We start from the raw sequence: 16,290 nt of genomic DNA, 5'->3' as shown, positions 1-16,290 counted from the left end.
GCCTGCCCCCACCACACGCCCACGCGGGCCGGCACCCGTCCGTGCCTGCCCCCACACGCCCACGCGCGGGGGCGCCCGCCGTGCGGGCTGCGCCCGCCACCCCGCCCACCGCCGTGTGGGCAATCGTCCCGCAGGGCGGGACGGGTGGGCACACGGGACGGCGCCCTCCGGCGGCGCCTCCGCCCCCTGTGCCTGAACCCGCACCCCCTGCTCGGTGCACAAGGGGTGCGGGTTCAGGCGCGGAAGCCTGGGCCCGGCAAAGGGCGCCGTTCCGTTGTGCCCACCCGTTCCGCCCTAGCGGAACGACTGCCCACAACGAGGTGGGCGGCGGGGGCACCGCCCCAGCGGAACGAATGCCCACAACGTGGGCGGGCGGCGGCCCGCTGTGCCGGTATGGGGCCGATCCTCCACCCCCCGACGGGGGAGGAGGCTCAGCGGGCCGGGCCCCGTGAGGGGTCAGGGCTCCCGGGTGGTGGAGCGGCGGCGGCGGATCGCCGCCGCCGATATCAGCAGCAGCGCCAGCACGGCACCCGCCCCCGCCGTAGCCGACGCCGCCGTCACCGCCGGACCCCCGTCCGACGACGACGCCGCCGTCGTCACCGTCCGAGGCCCAGCACCGGGCGCACCCGGCGCACCCGCCTCCGAGCCCCCGTAACCCCCCGCCGTGCCCTTCCTCGCGTAGGCCGAGCCGGGGAGCTTGTCCCCGTACGCCCGGACCACCCGCTCCCGGTAGGCGGCCAGGCTCGTCCCGTTCCGGCCGACCGCCCGCACCGCGTCCTCGTCCAGCGGCAGGACCTTCGCCCCCTTCTGGACGTACCAGGCGTCGATCTGCGGCTCGCGGAACACCAGGCCGGCGCCGCCCAGCTCCGCGTACCGGATCTCGTCGTCGCCGGTGGCGATGTTGACGACCTGCCAGCCGCCCGCCCGCTCGACCGTCCACAGGGATGCCTTCTGGCCGTCCGAGGACACGGCCCGGCTGGCCCGGAACTCGACCCGGGCGACGGGCGCCCCCGGCTTCCCGGCGACGAAGTCCGGGGAGAGGATCCGTACCGGCACCGACCCGCCCTCGACGCGCGGCGCGGCCGCCGAGCGGGCGACGGCGCCGTCCCGGGCGAAGAACCGGGACAGGGTGTCCAGGGTCCCCGGCGCGGAGGCGGCCTGTTCGGGGGTGGGCGCGGGCGGCAGGGCCTCCGCCGCGTCCGCCGGAAGCGCGCCGAGCAGGACGAGAGCGGCGGCGGTGAGGAGCCCCGCACCCGTGGCACGTGCGTTCATCGTCGTCACGCCCCTATCCGGTAGAGCGAGTGGGTCCAGGAGAAGGAGTTGTTGTCGACGTACCAGGCGTGCGAGGCCCAGTTGTAGCGGTCGCTCGACGGCCAGGGATCGCCCCAGTAGACCCAGCTGTCGGCGTCGTCGTAGCCGTAGATCACGTGCATGTGGCCGCCGCCGCTCGACCACTGGATGCGGGTCTCGACGGGCCGGTCGGCGTTGATCTCGGTCTGGACGGTGGAGTAGCGCAGCCAGCCGGTCACGTAGGAGCCGGGGTTGATGCCGGCCCAGCTGAGGCCGGTCTGGACGTTGCCGAGGGTGGCCTGGTTGTTGGGGCAGTCGTAGCCCTGCTGGCGGTTGAAGGCGGCGTTGCAGAACTGGTTCTGGCTGTAGTTCCGGCCGAACCAGGTGGCGATGGTGTTGCCGCCGGCCGCCCAGCACCAGTTGGTCTTCTGCTGGGCCTGCATGGTGATGTTCAGCCGCTTGGAGCCGAGGGCGGCCACGTCCTCGCCGGCGGGTGCGGCGGACGCCGAGGTGGTGGGGACGAGAAAGAGGGCGGCTGCGGCAAGTGCCGCGAGGTTCAGCTTTCTTCTGCGCATCGCGTTCCTCCCAGAGCGGGGGGGTGTGGGGATGTGGGGGGTGGAGGAGCGCGTCCGGACGCTGGTCAGGAGCATCTGCCGTTGTCCGGATCCGGTCAACACGCTTCAATGCGGGATGACATCGGACTGTGAACGGTGTGACCCGGGTGTGAACGGACGCCCTCGGCCCACCTGCCCGCCCACCCCACGCGGCGCCACGCTCCGCTCCCCTGTCGTGAACGTTCACTGAGGAGCCCTCGTGAGCCACACCGAGGCCGATCTGGTGCAGCTCCTGCACACCGGCCCCTTCCATCTGGCGCTGCGCACCGCGCTGGCCGTGCGCGGGCTGCCGCTCCAGCGGGTCCAGCACCATCTCGCGCACCGGGGCGTCAAGGTCGGGGTGACGAGTCTGAGCTACTGGCAGCAGGGCGCCCGCCGCCCCCAGCGGCCGGAGTCGCTGAAGGCGGTCCGCGCGCTGGAGGAGGTGCTCCAGCTGCCGGGGAACTCGCTGCTTCGACTGCTCACGGAGGACGCGTCCGCGCGGTCCGAGGTGGAGCGACCGGCGGCCCGTTCGTACCGCTCGCTCGTGGAGGCGTCCGGCTCCGTCGAGGAGCTCCTCGCGGGCCTCGAGTCGCCGACCGACGGCGGGCTGCACACGGTGGGACACCACGAGCGGGTACGGATCGGGGCCGGGCGGGAGCTGGTCGGGCGCGAGTCGCAGCAGGTCGTACGGGCGCACCGGGACGGCGTGGACCGCTATCTGGCCATCCACCACGGGGACCCGGGCTGTGACCCGTCACGGGTCACGGTGCGGGCGGCGGAGAACTGCCGGACGGGGCGGGTGCGATGGGACGCGGGGACGGGGGTGCTGGTGGCGGAGCTGCTCTTCGACACGCGGCTGCGCGCCGGGGACACGTACCCCTTCTCGTACGGCTTCGAGGACGGTACGGCGGGACCGAGCGGGGAGTACGTGCGCGGGTTCAGCTTCGCGGGCGGGCAGTACGTGCTGCAGGTGCGCTTCGACGAGGCGGCGCTGCCGGTGCGGTGCCGGCGGTTCGCGCAGGCCTCGACGGGGGCGCCGCGCGGTGGCCGGGCGGAGCTGACCGTGAGTGGCCGGCACCGCACGGTGCACGTCGTGGAGCAGGGGGTACGCCCCGGGATCCTGGGGATCGACTGGGACTGGACCTGACCTGACGGGGGCGGGGACCGACGGGCGCGGGGCCCGACGCGGACCGGACCCGACAGGCGCGGGGCCCGACGCGGACCGGACCCGACAGGCGCGGGGCCCGACGCGGACCGGACCCGACAGGCGCGGGGCCCGACGCGGACCGGACCCGACGGGCGCGGGGCTCGGCTCAGGCCTTGGGCGCGGTCTCGGGGCCCGCGATCAGCTTGCCGTTCTCGACCCGGACCGGGACGGCGGGGAGCGGGACGGTGGCCGGGCCCTTGAGTGCCTTGCCGGTCGTCACGTCGAACCGGCTGCCGTGGCAGGGGCAGTTGCCCTCGTTGTTCTCGATCTTGTCGAGGACGCAGCCGGCGTGGGTGCACTGGGCGCTGAACGCCTTGTACTCGCCCTTGGCCGGGCAGCTCACCACGACCTTCTGCTCGCGGTAGAGCTTGGCGCCGCCGACGGGGATCTCGTCCGGGGCGCCGAGGGCGACCGGGGCGGTCGGGGTCGGGACTCCGGCGTGGCCCAGCTTGGATTCGGTGGAGCACGCGGCGACTCCCAGCCCGGCGGCACCGGCGAGAGCGGCGCCCTTCAGTACGGTGCGGCGGCTGGACTGGCCGGACATGGGCGCTCCACGGTGGATCGGGGCAAGGCGTGACCGAACCGACGATACCGGCGGGGTTCCCGGCGCCGGCGGCCGGGCCCGGGGTCCGTCCCGAGACGGAGCAGGGCCCCCGAGGAGGGGGCCCTGCCGGGAGCGTCAGGCCTTGCGGGCCCGCGTCGTCGCCTTCTTCGCGGCGGCCTTGGTGGCGGTCGCCTTCGTGGCCGTCTTCGTGGCGGCCGTCTTGGTCGCCGCGGCCTTCCTGGTCGTGGCGACCGTCTTCGTGGCCGCGGCCTTCTTGGCGGGCGCCTTGACCGGAGCCTTCTTCGCCGCCGTCTTCCTCGTCCCCCGGGCCGCCGGGACGGTCACCCCGGCGTCGCTGACCCGGTCCGCGTCGAGGATCTCGCGGAGGAACTTGCCGGTGTGGCTCGCGGGGACCGAGGCGACCTCCTCCGGCGTGCCCTCGGCGACGACCAGGCCGCCGCCGCTGCCGCCCTCGGGGCCCATGTCGATGAGCCAGTCGGCGGTCTTGATGACATCGAGGTTGTGCTCGATGACGATCACCGAGTTGCCCTTGTCGACCAGACCGGACAGGACCTTGATCAGCTTCGAGATGTCCTCGAAGTGCAGACCGGTGGTCGGCTCGTCCAGGACGTAGACCGTGCGGCCCGTGGAGCGCTTCTGGAGCTCGGAGGCGAGCTTCACGCGCTGCGCCTCGCCGCCCGAGAGCGTCGGCGCGGACTGGCCGAGCCGGACGTACCCGAGGCCGACCTCGTTGAGCGTGCGCAGGTGGCGCGCGATGGTCGGGACGGCCTCGAAGAAGTCCAGGGCCTCCTCGATCGGCATGTTCAGGACTTCGGCGATGGACTTGCCCTTGTAGTGGACCTCCAGGGTCTCCCGGTTGTACCGGTCGCCGTGGCAGACCTCGCACGGGACGTAGACGTCCGGGAGGAAGTTCATCTCGATCTTGATCGTGCCGTCGCCGGAGCAGTTCTCGCAGCGGCCGCCCTTGACGTTGAAGGAGAACCGGCCGGGCAGGTAGCCCCGGACCTTGGCCTCCATCGTCTCGGCGAAGAGCTTGCGGACGTGGTCGAAGACTCCGGTGTACGTCGCCGGGTTCGACCGCGGGGTGCGGCCGATCGGGGACTGGTCGACGTGCACGACCTTGTCGACGAGGTCGTCGCCGTCCACGCGCGTGTGCCGGCCGGGCACCGACTTGGCGCCGTTCAGCTCGCGCGCGAGGTGGGTGTAGAGGATGTCGTTGACCAGGGTCGACTTGCCGGAGCCGGAGACGCCGGTGACGGCGGTGAGGACACCCAGCGGGAAGGAGACGTCGATGTCCTGCAGGTTGTTCTCGCGGGCCCCGTGCACGGTGAGCCGGCGGCCGGGGTCGACCGGGCGGCGGATGTCCGGGGTGGGGATCTCCCGGCGGCCGGACAGGTACTGCCCGGTCATCGACTCCTCGTTGCCGAGGAGCTCCTTCAAGGTGCCGGAGTGGACGACCTTGCCGCCGTGCTCACCGGCGCCGGGGCCGATGTCGACGATCCAGTCGGCGACCTTGATGGTGTCCTCGTCGTGCTCGACGACGATGAGCGTGTTGCCCATGTCCCGGAGCCGTACGAGGGTCTCGATGAGCCGGTGGTTGTCGCGCTGGTGGAGGCCGATGGACGGCTCGTCGAGCACGTACAACACGCCGACCAGGCCGGAGCCGATCTGGGTGGCGAGCCGGATGCGCTGGGCCTCGCCGCCGGAGAGGGTGCCCGCGGCGCGGTTGAGCGAGAGGTAGTCGAGGCCGACGTCGACGAGGAAGCGCAGCCGCTCGTTGACCTCCTTGAGGACCCGCTCGGCGATCTTCTTGTCCCGGGCGTTCAGCGTGAGGCGGGAGAGGAACTCGGCGCAGTCGCTGATCGACATCGCGGAGACCTCGGCGATGGACTTCTCCATGACCGTGACCGCGAGGACGATCGGCTTGAGGCGGGTGCCCTCACAGGTGGGGCACGGCACCTCGCGCATGTAGCCCTCGAAGCGCTCGCGGCTGGAGTCGCTCTCGGCCTCGGTGTGGCGCCGCTTGACGAAGGAGACGGCACCTTCGAAGGCCGGGGTCGTGTACGCCCGCTCCCTGCCGTACCGGTTGCGGTAGCGCACCTCGACCTGGGTCTTGTGGCCGTACATCAGCGCCTTCTTGGCGCGCTGCGGCAGTCCCGCGTACGGCATGTCCGTGCTGAAGCCGAGGGCCTGCGACAGACCGCCGATGAGCCGGCCGAAGTACTCCTTGGTGTGGCCGTGCGACCAGGGGTGGATCGCGCCCTCGTCGAGGGACTTGTCCTCGTCGGGGACGATCAGCTCCGGGTCGACCTCCATGCGGGTTCCGATGCCGGTGCAGTCGGGGCAGGCGCCGAACGGCGAGTTGAAGGAGAAGGAGCGCGGCTCCAGCTCCTCGAAGGACAGGTCGTCGTACGGGCAGTAGAGGTGCTCCGAGTACATCCGCTCGCGCTCGGGGTCGTCCTCGGCGAGGTCGACGAAGTCGAGCACGACCATGCCGCCGGAGAGTCCGAGCGCGGTCTCGACGGAGTCGGTGAGGCGGCGCTTGGCACTGTCCTTCACGGTGAGGCGGTCGACGACTACCTCGATCGTGTGCTTCTCCTGCTTCTTCAGCGTCGGCGGTTCGCTCAGCTGTACGGTCACGCCGTCGACGCGGGCGCGGCTGTAGCCCTTGGTCTGGAGGTCGGCGAAGAGGTCGACGAACTCGCCCTTGCGCTCGCGCACGAGCGGGGAGAGCACCTGGAAGCGGCTGCCCTCGGGGAGTTCGAGGACCTTGTCGACGATGGCCTGCGGCGACTGGCGGGAGATCGGCCGGTGACACTCGGGACAGTGCGGCTTGCCGATGCGGGCGAAGAGCAGGCGGAGGTAGTCGTAGACCTCGGTGATGGTGCCGACCGTCGAGCGCGGGTTGCGCGAGGTCGACTTCTGGTCGATGGAGACCGCGGGCGACAGACCTTCGATGAAGTCGACGTCCGGCTTGTCCATCTGGCCGAGGAACTGCCGGGCGTACGAGGAGAGCGACTCGACGTAGCGGCGCTGCCCCTCGGCGAAGATCGTGTCGAACGCGAGGGAGGACTTGCCCGATCCCGAGAGCCCGGTGAAGACGATCAGGGAGTCACGCGGGAGGTCGAGCGAGACGTTCTTGAGGTTGTGCTCACGAGCGCCACGAACGATGAGACGGTCGGTCACGCCGGTCCGCACCTTTCTTGAGAGAGCGGAGGCACAGAGAGTGCGGGTCGCAGAGATGTCTGGATGTGCCTGTGTACCCAACAACCAAGGATGCCGGATGCTTCCGTCGAGCTTATAGCACGTACATTCGATTTCCGGCCTCGATCGCACCGCTTCACCCGATCGAGTGGCGGCGCTAGGGTCGGCGCCATGATCGACCATGTGCGTGACCTGGCCTCTGTACGCGAAGCGACCGAGCGACTCCTCGACGCAGCCGCCTCCCTGGACAACGCGGCGCTGGCCGAGCCGTCACGGCTTCCCGGCTGGACCCGCGGCCATGTTCTGGCCCACATCGCCCGCAACGCCGACGCTCTGGTGAACGTCCTCCGGGGCCGGCCCATGTACGAGGACGCCGCGACCCGCGACACCGACATCGAGCGCGACGCCCCGCGCCCGCTGGACGTCCATGTCGCCGACTTGCGCGAGAGCGCCGAGCGCTTCCAGACCGTCGGCGCCGAGCCCGCCGACTGGGCGCGGACCGTGGAACTCCGCAACGGCGTCACGGACGCGGCCGCCCGTATCCCCTTCCGCCGCTGGGTCGAGGTGGACCTGCACCACGTCGACCTGGGGATCGGCTACGACCTCAAGGACCTTCCCGAGGAGTTCGTCCTGCGGGAGATCGAGTTCCTCGCGGACCGCTGGTCCGGCCGCCCCGAGGTCCCGCCGGTGACGCTCCGCATCGGGTACGAGGAGAACGGCCCCGGCTGGACGACCGGCGGCGCCGACGGTGCCCCCGTCGTCCTGGGCGGCCCCGCCGTGGAGCTGCTCGGCTGGCTCTCCGGCCGCGACCTCAAGGGGGCCCATCTCGCCGTCCTCGAGGGCGACCACCTTCCGGAGCTCCCGCCCTTGTAGTCCCGGCGGCCGGGACCCCGCCCGTCGGTGCCCGGCGATAGTCTGAGCGCATGACGTACAGCGGAGTGGTGAAGGTCGGCGGGGCGGCGGACGTGCACGAGCTGACGGACCTGATGATCTCGAAGGTCGCGGTCGGCCCGATGGACAACAACGCGTATCTGCTGCGCTGCCGGGCCACCGGCGAGCAGCTGCTGATCGACGCGGCGAACGACGCGGCCACCCTCCTCACGCTGATCGGTGACGACGGCATCACGTCCGTCGTCACCACCCACCGGCACGGGGACCACTGGCAGGCGCTCGCCGACGTGGTCGCCGCGACCGGCGCCGTGACGTACGCCGGCGCGTACGACGCGGAGGGCATCCCGGTGGCGACCGACGTGCCCGTCGAGGACGGCGACACGATCCGGGTGGGGCGGGTCGAGCTGACCGCGCGCCGCCTGGTCGGGCACACCCCGGGCTCGATCGCCCTCGTCTACGACGACCCGCACGGCCACCCGCACGTCTTCACCGGCGACTGCCTCTTCCCCGGCGGAGTGGGCAACACCTGGAAGGACCCGGAGGCCTTCGCGAGCCTGATCCACGACGTGGAGACCAAGCTCTTCGCGGTCCTCCCGGACGAGTCCTGGATCTACCCGGGCCACGGCAAGGACACCACGCTCGGTGACGAGCGGCCCTCGCTCACCGTGTGGCGCGAGCGCGGCTGGTAGCCCCTCGGGGAAACCCGCGGAGACGGAGAGCGCGCGGCTGAGCAGCCGCGCGCTTCCGCACGCCCCGTAACCCGGATGGCGGCGGGGTAGTTGGCGCGACATGAGCCTCAGTAACGCTCCGTCGCCGCCCGCTCCCCCGGTTCCGCCCGTCCCGCCCGCCGTGCCCGCCGCACCCTCGATGGGCAGGCTCGCCGCCGCCTCGCTCGTCGGCACCGCCATCGAGTTCTTCGACTTCTTCGTCTACGGGACCGCCGCCGCCCTCGTCCTGGGGCCGCTCTTCTTCCCGAACTTCTCCCCGCTCGCCGGGACGCTTGCGGCCTTCGGCACCTTCGCCATCGGCTTCCTGTCCCGGCCGCTCGGCTCGGTCCTCTTCGGCCACGTCGGCGACCGGTACGGACGGCGCCCCGTCCTCTTCGCCTCGCTGCTCCTGACCGGCTGCGCCACGGTCGCGGTCGGCTGCGTCCCCACGTACGGGACGATCGGCATCACGGCGCCCCTGCTGCTGCTCGTGCTCCGCTTCCTCCAGGGTCTGGGCCTCGGCGGCGAGTGGGGCGGGGCCGTCCTGCTCACCGCCGAGCACGCCCCCGAGAACCGGCGCGCGCTCTGGTCGAGCTTCCCGCAGATCGGCCCGTCGATCGGCTTCCTCCTGGCGAACGGGGTGATGCTGGCGCTCTCGGCCGGTCTGAGCGACGCGGAGTTCCGCTCCTGGGGCTGGCGGGTGCCGTTCTGGGCCGCGGGCGTGCTCGCGGCGGTCGGGCTGCTGCTGCGCTCCTCGCTCGCGGAGACCCCGCAGTTCGAGAAGCTGTCCGCGGCCGGGCAGACCGCGGGCGCCCCGCTGGCCGAGGTCGCCCGTGACCACTGGCGGCTCGTGCTGCTGACCGCCGGGGCGCTCGCGGTCGGGTACGCCACCTTCTACACGGTCTCCACCTGGGCGCTGGCCTACGGCACCGAGCGGCTCGGGGTGAGCAGCACGGTGATGCTGACCTGTGTCATGGCGGCGGTCGCGATCAAGGGCGCGACCACGCCGTTCGTCGCGATCCTCGCCGACCGCTGGGGCCGCCGGCCGCTGTGCCTGGCGGGGTGCGCGGCCTCCGCGCTGTGGATGTTCCCGATGGTGGCCCTGCTGCACACGGCGCGCCCGTTCCTGATGTTCCTGGGCTTCCTGGGCGCGCTGCTCGCCTTCATCACGATGTTCGCGGTGGTGGCCGCGTACCTCCCGGAGCTGTACGAGCCCCGCGTCCGCTGCACCGGTGCCGCCGTCGGCTACAACCTCGCCGGTGTCCTGGGAGGCGCGCTCACCCCGATCGTCGCCACCGCGCTCTCCGACGGGGGCTCCGGTCCGCCCTGGGGCGTCGCGGCCTATCTGACGGTGGTCGCCCTCGTCAGCCTCGGCTGTTTCGCGCTCCTCCCGGAGACGCTGCCGGCCAAGGCCAAGACCGAGCGGCGGGCGGAGCCCGAGCCCGCCTCGGCGGCCTGAGGACGGAGAGACGGCGACGGCCGGCCGGGGAGTCCCCGGCCGGCCGTCGCCGTCTTCATGCCCTGTGCCGGGCGGGTCAGGCGCCGACGCTGTCCTTCTTGGCATCGTCGATGCCGTCGGCATCGGTCACGCCCTCGGCCGCGGCTCGCTCCGACTGCCTCTTCGAGGCGATCAGGCTGGTGATCGTGGTGATGACCAGGACACCGCCGATGACGGCGAGCGAGAACGGGATGCTGATCTCCGGGACGTGCACCCCGGACTCGTGCAGGGCGTGCAGCACGAGCTTGACGCCGATGAAGCCCAGGATCACCGACAGGCCGTAGCTGAGGTGGACCAGCTTCTTGAGCAGGCCGCCGATCAGGAAGTACAGCTGTCGCAGACCCATCAGGGCGAAGGCGTTGGCGGTGAAGACGATGTACGGGTCCTGGGTGAGGCCGAAGATCGCCGGGATGGAGTCGAGGGCGAAGAGGATGTCGGTGGTGCCGATGGCCAGCATGACGACCATCAGCGGGGTCATGATCCGCTTGCCGTTGTTCCGGATGAACAGCTTGGTGCCGTGGTACCGGTCGGCGACGCCGAACTTCTTCTCGACGGTCTTGAGGAGGCGGTTCTCCTCCCAGTCGTCCTCGTCCTCGTCCGCGCGCGCCTCCTGGATGAGCTTCCAGGCGGTGTAGATCAGGAACGCGCCGAAGAGGTAGAAGACCCAGGAGAAGCTCGCGATGATCGCGGCGCCCGCGGCGATGAAGATCGTGCGGAGCACCAGCGCGATCACCACGCCCACGAGCAGCACGCGCTGCTGGAGGTGGGAGGGCACCGCGAACTTCGCCATGATCAGGACGAAGACGAAGAGGTTGTCGACACTGAGCGACTTCTCGGTGATGTAGCCGGCGAAGAACTCGCCGGACGCCTGACTGTTGCCGAAGAACAGCAGGCCTAGGCCGAAGAGTCCGGCAAGCACGATCCAGACGATCGTCCAGATTCCGGCTTCCTTGACCGACACGTCATGGGGCTTGCGCCCGATGAAGAAGTCGGCACCGATCAGGGCAGCGAGACCAAGAATGGTCACTACCCACAGGGTCATTGAAACGTCCACTGCGCCTCCGGCGTCGTACGGCTACTGATCAGCGTCGTCGCTGCCGGAGGTCTCTTCCACCCGGGCGACGGACGATCGCTGCCGGGCCGACGCCCCGGGATCGGATCATGGATGATCCGTCCGTATTGACGGGTACGCCGCGCATGGGGAGTACTCCCCTCCGCATGGAGAAGACTACCCGAAAACCCAAGAGAAGGTAAAGGGAAGGGTAAAGGGCCGCCAAGAGGCCAGGTCAGGGCTGTCGGGCCGTCAGCTCTCAGGGCCGCTTTCCGTGGCGGGCCGCCGCCACCTGTCCGAGGACCTGACGGAGCACCGCGCTGCCCGGCGGAAGCATCGGAGGCTCGTACGACCAGGCGTGGCCGACCCACGGATCGGCGAGGTGGTCGTCCGCGACGGGGGTGAGCCGGAGCAGCGAGCGCCACAGCGGGTCGAGCAGCGGCCCGTACGCGGACGCGTCCTCCCGGTCCGCCACCATCAGGAGGTGCACGCCGACCGACGGGCCCTCGTCGGCGAGGTACCGGAGGCGGGTGACCGCCCGGTCGTCGAAGCCGTGCGGGAAGTCGTGCACGAGCAGCAGCTGCCGGGCCGCGTCCAGACCGGGCGGCAGGGCGTCGGAGGCTCCCGCCCGCACCGCCATCTGCAACAGGTCGACCCGCTCGGTCAGCTGCTCGAGGACCGCCGAGACCCCTGCCGCGCCCCGGGCCGGCGGGGCCGCGAGGACGCCCGTCTCCACGAGGGGCGCGAGCGCGGCGGTGCCCGCACCGGCCGGGTCGACGACATGGACGGTGAACGCGCCCGCCGGGTGCGCCGCGAGCAGCCGGGCCGCGTGCGCGACCGCGCAGTCCAGGGCGAGCCGCCGCAGTTCGACCTCGTCGAGGAGACCGGCGGCCTCGGAGTGCCCTCGGCCGCTGTCCACCCAGAGCCCCCGCTCCAGCGGCAGCCGGACGAGCATGGGGATCCGCAGATCCGTCCGCTCGGGAAGGTGGAGGTCGCCGAGACGGACGGCCATCGGCTCCTCGGCCGGGATGCGGTAGGCCTGCCAGACCGGGTTCTCCCAGCGGGCGAAGGCGGCGGGCAGGGCGGGCTCGACGACCTCGGACTCGGCCACGAGCTGGGCGAGGTCCCGGTCCAGGACCTCCTGCGCCCGCGCCACCAGCTCGTCGTGCCGGGCGCGGGCGGCGGCCCGCGCGGCGTCGTTGGCGCCGTCGGCGCGGGCACGGTAGTCGGAGAGCGTCTGGTCGAGCTCCCGGTCGAGCCGGTTCTCGGCGAACTCGCAGGCGCTGCGGTAGGCGGCGGCGGTCCGGGCCAGGTCCTCGAACATGCCCCACACCTGGTTGTACAGGCGCTCGTCCATGGACCAGCCCGACGCGTCACCGGCGACCGGTGTGGGCGGCCCGTGCCGGGGCTCGGACTCCGGTACGGGTGCGGGACCGGGTGCCGGGGCGGCCTGGCGGCGGGGGTGAGCGTAGTCGACCGGACCGCCGCTCGTCGCCGGGGCGGGCGTGTCCGTGCCGATGCCCGACGGCGGGGTCGGCGGGCCGGCCGGGGCGGTCGGGGCCGGGTCCGCCACCGGTGCCGTGTGGCGTACGCGCTCCGCCTCGTGGACGTGCTGTGCCGGAGCGGCGACCGGTGCCGGTCCCTGCGCGACGGTCTCCAGGATCGTCGCGGCCAGGTCGGCGGGGCGCTCCAGGCCCTGGTCGCCGAGGAGGGCGGCGAGCCCGCCCTCGTACCCCTGGCCCATGGCGCGGACCTTCCAGGTGCCCTGGCGGCGGTACAGCTCCAGGGCGACGACGGCGGACTCGCTGTCGAGTCCGGTGATCGTGAAGGTGGCGATCTCGGCGCCGTCGGGGCCGGCGACGGCCACGAACGGGGCGGCGACCGTTCCGAAGCGGGCAGCTCCGCCCGCGCGCGGCCCGGGCAGCGCGAGGAGCACGGAGACCCGGTGGACGGCGCCGGGGACGGCCTCCAGGTCCACGGAGAGGCGATGGTCGGCGGCGGCCTGTCCGGGGACGTCGACCCCGGGCAGGGAGGGCGCTCCGGGGTGGGCGATCCACTCCACGCCGGGGACCCTGCCCTGCTCGTCGCCGAGGGTGGCGCCGGCGAGGACAGGGTGACCGGCCGACACCCGGATCTCCAGTCGGGTGTCGGGCAGGGGGTGGTTCTGCCCCCGGACCAGCTCGGCCGTCATCGACTCTGTCCCCTCGGCTTTTCGGCGTTCTCGGTGTTCGCGGTGTTCGCGGTGTTCGCGGTGTTCGCGGTGTTCGCGGTGTTCTGGGCGTTCTCGGCGTGACAACAGGTGCGGTTCATGCGGGACAGCTCCCGGTGGCCTGCTGCCTCCGGGAGCTGTGGGTGGGTGCGGTGCGGTCCTGCCTACAGGTGCGGCAGGATCGCGGGCATCAGGTCCTGGAAGGTGCGGCCGTTGGCCGGGTTGCCCAGGGCGGTCATCTGCCAGCCGGAGCCGACCCGGTGCACCTTCGCCATGATCTGCGCGGTGTAGTTGCCGCCGCCGTCGAGGGTGTAGCGCGCGAGCTCCTGGCCGTTCGCCTCGTCGACGATGCGGCAGAACGCGTTCTGCACCTCCTGGAACGTCTGGCCGGTGAAGGAGTTCACCGTGAAGACGATCTGGTCGATGTGCACCGGGACCCGCTGGAGGTCGACGAGGATCGCCTCGTCGTCCCCGCCCTGACCCGCGCCGCCGACCAGGTTGTCGCCGGTGTGCTTGACCGAGCCGTCGTCGCTGACCAGGTGACGGAAGAAGACCACGTCGACCGGCTGCTTGTCCGCGAAGAGGACGGCCGAGGCGTCCAGGTCGATCTCCTGGGTGCGCTTGCCGAAGAGACCGCGGCGCGGCGCGGCCTGCCAGCCGAGACCCATCCGCACCTGGCTGAGGCTGCCCCCACCCTGCTTCTCCAGGCTGATGGCCTGACCCTTGGTCATGTTGACCGACACGCGTTTGCCCCTCTCGTTAGCGTTCCCCGCGCCCGCTGTTCCGGTGCGTGCGGTTGTCGAGCACATTACGCAGCACCACTGACAGCGCGGAGGTGCGGTCCGGTTTTGTGTCGGTCTTGCAACACACCGGACCGCGCGCCGGACCACACCCCCGATCCTCCACCGGACCGCGTCCGGTCAGGCGAGTCCCGCCTCCTTCATCTGGCGCAACTCCTTCTTCAGCTCTCCCACTTCGTCACGGAGCCGGGCGGCCACCTCGAACTGCAGCTCGGCGGCGGCGGCCCGCATCCGGTCGGTCATCTCCTCGATGATCGCGGCCAGTTCGGTGGCGGGCCGGTCCCCGAGTTCGACCGTCGAGCCGGCCTTGCCCTTGCCCTTGACGCCGTGCGCGGCGAGCGAGGGGACGGGGGCCTTGGCGCCCTTGCCCTCCTTGCCCTGGCGGTAGCCGCTGCCGAGGAGTTCCTCGGTGTCGATCTCCTCGCGCGCGATGGTCGCGACGATGTCGTTGATCTTCTTCCGGAGCGGCTGCGGGTCGATGCCCTTCTCCGTGTTGTACGCGATCTGCTTCTCGCGGCGCCGGTTGGTCTCGTCGATGGCCTGCTCCATCGCCGGGGTGATCCGGTCCGCGTACATGTGGACCTGGCCCGAGACGTTTCGCGCGGCACGGCCGATCGTCTGGATCAGGGAGGTCCCGGAGCGCAGGAAGCCCTGCTTGTCGGCGTCGAGGATGGCGACGAGGGACACCTCGGGGAGGTCGAGGCCCTCACGGAGGAGGTTGATGCCGACGAGGACGTCGTACTCACCGGCGCGCAGTTCGCGCAGCAGCTCGATCCGGCGCAGGGTGTCGACATCGCTGTGGAGATAGCGCACCTGGATGCCGAGCTCCAGGAAGTAGTCGGTGAGGTCCTCGGCCATCTTCTTGGTGAGGGTGGTGACGAGGACGCGCTCGTCGCGCTCGGTGCGCAGTCTGATCTCGTGGACCAGGTCGTCGATCTGTCCCTCGGTGGGCTTGACGACGACCTCGGGGTCGACGAGCCCGGTGGGGCGGATGATCTGCTCGACGAAGCCGTCGCCGCGCGAGAGTTCGTACGTGCCGGGGGTCGCGGAGAGGTAGACGGTCTGGCCGATCCGCTGCTGGAACTCCTCCCACTTCAGCGGGCGGTTGTCGAGGGCGGACGGGAGCCGGAAGCCGTGGTCGACCAGGGTCCGCTTGCGGGAGGCGTCGCCCTCGTACATGGCGCCGATCTGCGGCACGGTGACGTGCGACTCGTCGATGACGAGCAGGAAGTCCTCGGGGAAGTAGTCGATGAGGGTGTTGGGCGCGGATCCGGGGTCGCGGCCGTCGAAGTGCATCGAGTAGTTCTCGATGCCGGAGCAGGAGCCGATCTGGCGCATCATCTCCAGGTCGTACGTGGTCCGCATGCGCAGGCGCTGGGACTCCAGGTGCTTGCCCTGCTTGTCGAGCTCGGCGAGGCGGCCCTCCAGCTCGCGCTCGATGTCGTTGACCGCGCGCTCCATGCGCTCGGGGCCGGCGACGTAGTGGCTGGCGGGGAACACGTACAGCTCGCGGTCCTCGCTGATGACCTCGCCGGTGAGCGGGTGGAGGGTGGAGAGGGCCTCGATCTCGTCGCCGAACATCTCGATGCGGACGGCGAGCTCCTCGTAGACCGGGAAGATCTCGATGGTGTCGCCGCGGACCCGGAAGGTGCCGCGGGTGAACGCCAGGTCGTTCCGCGTGTACTGGATGTCGACGAAGCGGCGGAGCAGCTGGTCGCGGTCGAGTTCCTCGCCGACCTTGAGCGGGACCATCCGGTCCACGTACTCCTGGGGCGTGCCGAGGCCGTAGATGCAGGAGACGGAGGCGACCACGATGACGTCCCTGCGGGTGAGCAGGGAGTTCGTCGCGGAGTGGCGGAGCCGCTCCACCTCCTCGTTGATGGAGGAGTCCTTCTCGATGTACGTGTCCGACTGCGGCACGTACGCCTCGGGCTGGTAGTAGTCGTAGTACGAGACGAAGTACTCGACCGCGTTGTTCGGCAGGAGCTCGCGGAACTCGTTCGCCAGCTGGGCGGCCAGGGTCTTGTTCGGCGCCATCACCAGGGTGGGGCGCTGGAGCTTCTCGATCATCCACGCGGTGGTGGCGGACTTTCCGGTGCCGGTGGCACCGAGGAGCACGACGTCCTTCTCGCCCGCGCGGATACGCCGCTCCAGGTCGGCGATGGCCGCGGGCTGGTCGCCGTTGGGCTTGTACTCACTGACGACCTCGAAGGGCGCCAACGAACGTTCGATCTTGGAAACGGGCCGCATGCAACCACCGTACGACCCGGCA

The 16,290-nt window shown here is 71.3% G+C and carries 12 protein-coding genes; 4 read left to right on the top strand and 8 right to left on the bottom strand.

The genetic code is table 11. From position 1 onward, the window contains the following. Positions 1-456: 456 nt before the first annotated feature. Both E0F75_RS20545 and E0F75_RS20540 read right to left on the bottom strand, forming a co-directional pair. Positions 457-1,272: a hypothetical protein gene (locus tag E0F75_RS20545; protein WP_194481313.1), complete on the bottom strand. Its 816-nt coding sequence runs from the start codon at positions 1,270-1,272 to the stop codon at positions 457-459. Positions 1,273-1,277: 5 nt separating this feature from the next. Continuing rightward, positions 1,278-1,865, bottom strand: a complete 588-nt coding sequence (locus tag E0F75_RS20540; RefSeq protein ID WP_187623996.1) for a papain-like cysteine protease family protein — start codon at positions 1,863-1,865, stop codon at positions 1,278-1,280. A gap of 238 nt (positions 1,866-2,103) precedes the next feature. Here E0F75_RS20540 and E0F75_RS20535 point away from each other — a divergent pair, with 238 nt between their 5' ends. Continuing rightward, positions 2,104-3,033, top strand: coding sequence for a hypothetical protein (locus tag E0F75_RS20535; RefSeq protein WP_187623995.1), 930 nt, complete (start codon positions 2,104-2,106; stop codon positions 3,031-3,033). A 166-nt stretch (positions 3,034-3,199) separates the two neighbouring features. Here the strand turns inward: E0F75_RS20535 and E0F75_RS20530 are convergent, their stop codons facing one another. Both E0F75_RS20530 and uvrA read right to left on the bottom strand, forming a co-directional pair. Next, positions 3,200-3,637 (bottom strand): Rieske (2Fe-2S) protein, encoded by a 438-nt coding sequence (locus tag E0F75_RS20530; protein ID WP_187623994.1) that lies wholly within the window; start codon positions 3,635-3,637, stop codon positions 3,200-3,202. A 135-nt stretch (positions 3,638-3,772) separates the two neighbouring features. Beyond that, positions 3,773-6,844, bottom strand: coding sequence for an excinuclease ABC subunit UvrA (gene uvrA, locus E0F75_RS20525; RefSeq protein ID WP_187623993.1), 3,072 nt, complete (start codon positions 6,842-6,844; stop codon positions 3,773-3,775). Between the two features lie 189 nt (positions 6,845-7,033). Between uvrA and E0F75_RS20520 the strand changes: the two genes are divergently transcribed. The 3 genes from E0F75_RS20520 (at position 7,034) to E0F75_RS20510 (ending at position 9,919) form a co-directional block, all read left to right on the top strand. Continuing rightward, the gene (locus E0F75_RS20520; RefSeq protein WP_187623992.1) at positions 7,034-7,735 is read left to right on the top strand and encodes a maleylpyruvate isomerase family mycothiol-dependent enzyme; all 702 of its coding nucleotides are present in this window, start codon (positions 7,034-7,036) and stop codon (positions 7,733-7,735) included. Positions 7,736-7,785: 50 nt separating this feature from the next. Next, entirely contained in the window at positions 7,786-8,442 is a 657-nt protein-coding gene (locus E0F75_RS20515; protein WP_187623991.1) for an MBL fold metallo-hydrolase, read from the top strand. A 178-nt stretch (positions 8,443-8,620) separates the two neighbouring features. Beyond that, a complete protein-coding gene (locus tag E0F75_RS20510) occupies positions 8,621-9,919 on the top strand; it encodes an MFS transporter (RefSeq protein WP_187624138.1) in 1,299 nt (432 codons plus the stop codon). A gap of 76 nt (positions 9,920-9,995) precedes the next feature. Here the strand turns inward: E0F75_RS20510 and E0F75_RS20505 are convergent, their stop codons facing one another. The 4 genes from E0F75_RS20505 to uvrB all read right to left on the bottom strand — a co-directional run bounded on the left by E0F75_RS20505 (position 9,996) and on the right by uvrB (position 16,268). Then, the gene (locus E0F75_RS20505) at positions 9,996-11,012 is read right to left on the bottom strand and encodes a TerC/Alx family metal homeostasis membrane protein (protein WP_187623990.1); all 1,017 of its coding nucleotides are present in this window, start codon (positions 11,010-11,012) and stop codon (positions 9,996-9,998) included. A gap of 256 nt (positions 11,013-11,268) precedes the next feature. Beyond that, positions 11,269-13,200: a TerD family protein gene (locus E0F75_RS20500; protein ID WP_187623989.1), complete on the bottom strand. Its 1,932-nt coding sequence runs from the start codon at positions 13,198-13,200 to the stop codon at positions 11,269-11,271. 182 nt (positions 13,201-13,382) lie between these two features. Beyond that, complete coding sequence (locus E0F75_RS20495; protein ID WP_055601217.1) at positions 13,383-13,961, bottom strand: TerD family protein; 579 nt, start codon at positions 13,959-13,961, stop codon at positions 13,383-13,385. A gap of 177 nt (positions 13,962-14,138) precedes the next feature. Then, positions 14,139-16,268: an excinuclease ABC subunit UvrB gene (gene uvrB, locus E0F75_RS20490; RefSeq protein ID WP_187623988.1), complete on the bottom strand. Its 2,130-nt coding sequence runs from the start codon at positions 16,266-16,268 to the stop codon at positions 14,139-14,141. Positions 16,269-16,290: the final 22 nt, after the last annotated feature.

This window comes from Streptomyces sp. CB02980 (assembly GCF_014451325.2).
Taxonomy (GTDB): Bacteria; Actinomycetota; Actinomycetes; order Streptomycetales; family Streptomycetaceae; genus Streptomyces.
This window is presented reverse-complemented; position numbering and strand designations above follow the sequence as displayed.

Coding starts and splice junctions, on each gene's coding strand:
- E0F75_RS20545 (WP_194481313.1), bottom strand. CDS start 1,272: ATGAACGCACGTGCCACGGGTGCGGGGCTCCTCACCGCCGCCGCTCTC.
- E0F75_RS20540 (WP_187623996.1), bottom strand. CDS start 1,865: ATGCGCAGAAGAAAGCTGAACCTCGCGGCACTTGCCGCAGCCGCCCTC.
- E0F75_RS20530 (WP_187623994.1), bottom strand. CDS start 3,637: ATGTCCGGCCAGTCCAGCCGCCGCACCGTACTGAAGGGCGCCGCTCTC.
- E0F75_RS20500 (WP_187623989.1), bottom strand. CDS start 13,200: ATGACGGCCGAGCTGGTCCGGGGGCAGAACCACCCCCTGCCCGACACC.
- uvrB (WP_187623988.1), bottom strand. CDS start 16,268: ATGCGGCCCGTTTCCAAGATCGAACGTTCGTTGGCGCCCTTCGAGGTC.
- E0F75_RS20515 (WP_187623991.1), top strand. CDS start 7,786: ATGACGTACAGCGGAGTGGTGAAGGTCGGCGGGGCGGCGGACGTGCAC.
- E0F75_RS20510 (WP_187624138.1), top strand. CDS start 8,621: ATGGGCAGGCTCGCCGCCGCCTCGCTCGTCGGCACCGCCATCGAGTTC.
- E0F75_RS20520 (WP_187623992.1), top strand. CDS start 7,034: ATGATCGACCATGTGCGTGACCTGGCCTCTGTACGCGAAGCGACCGAG.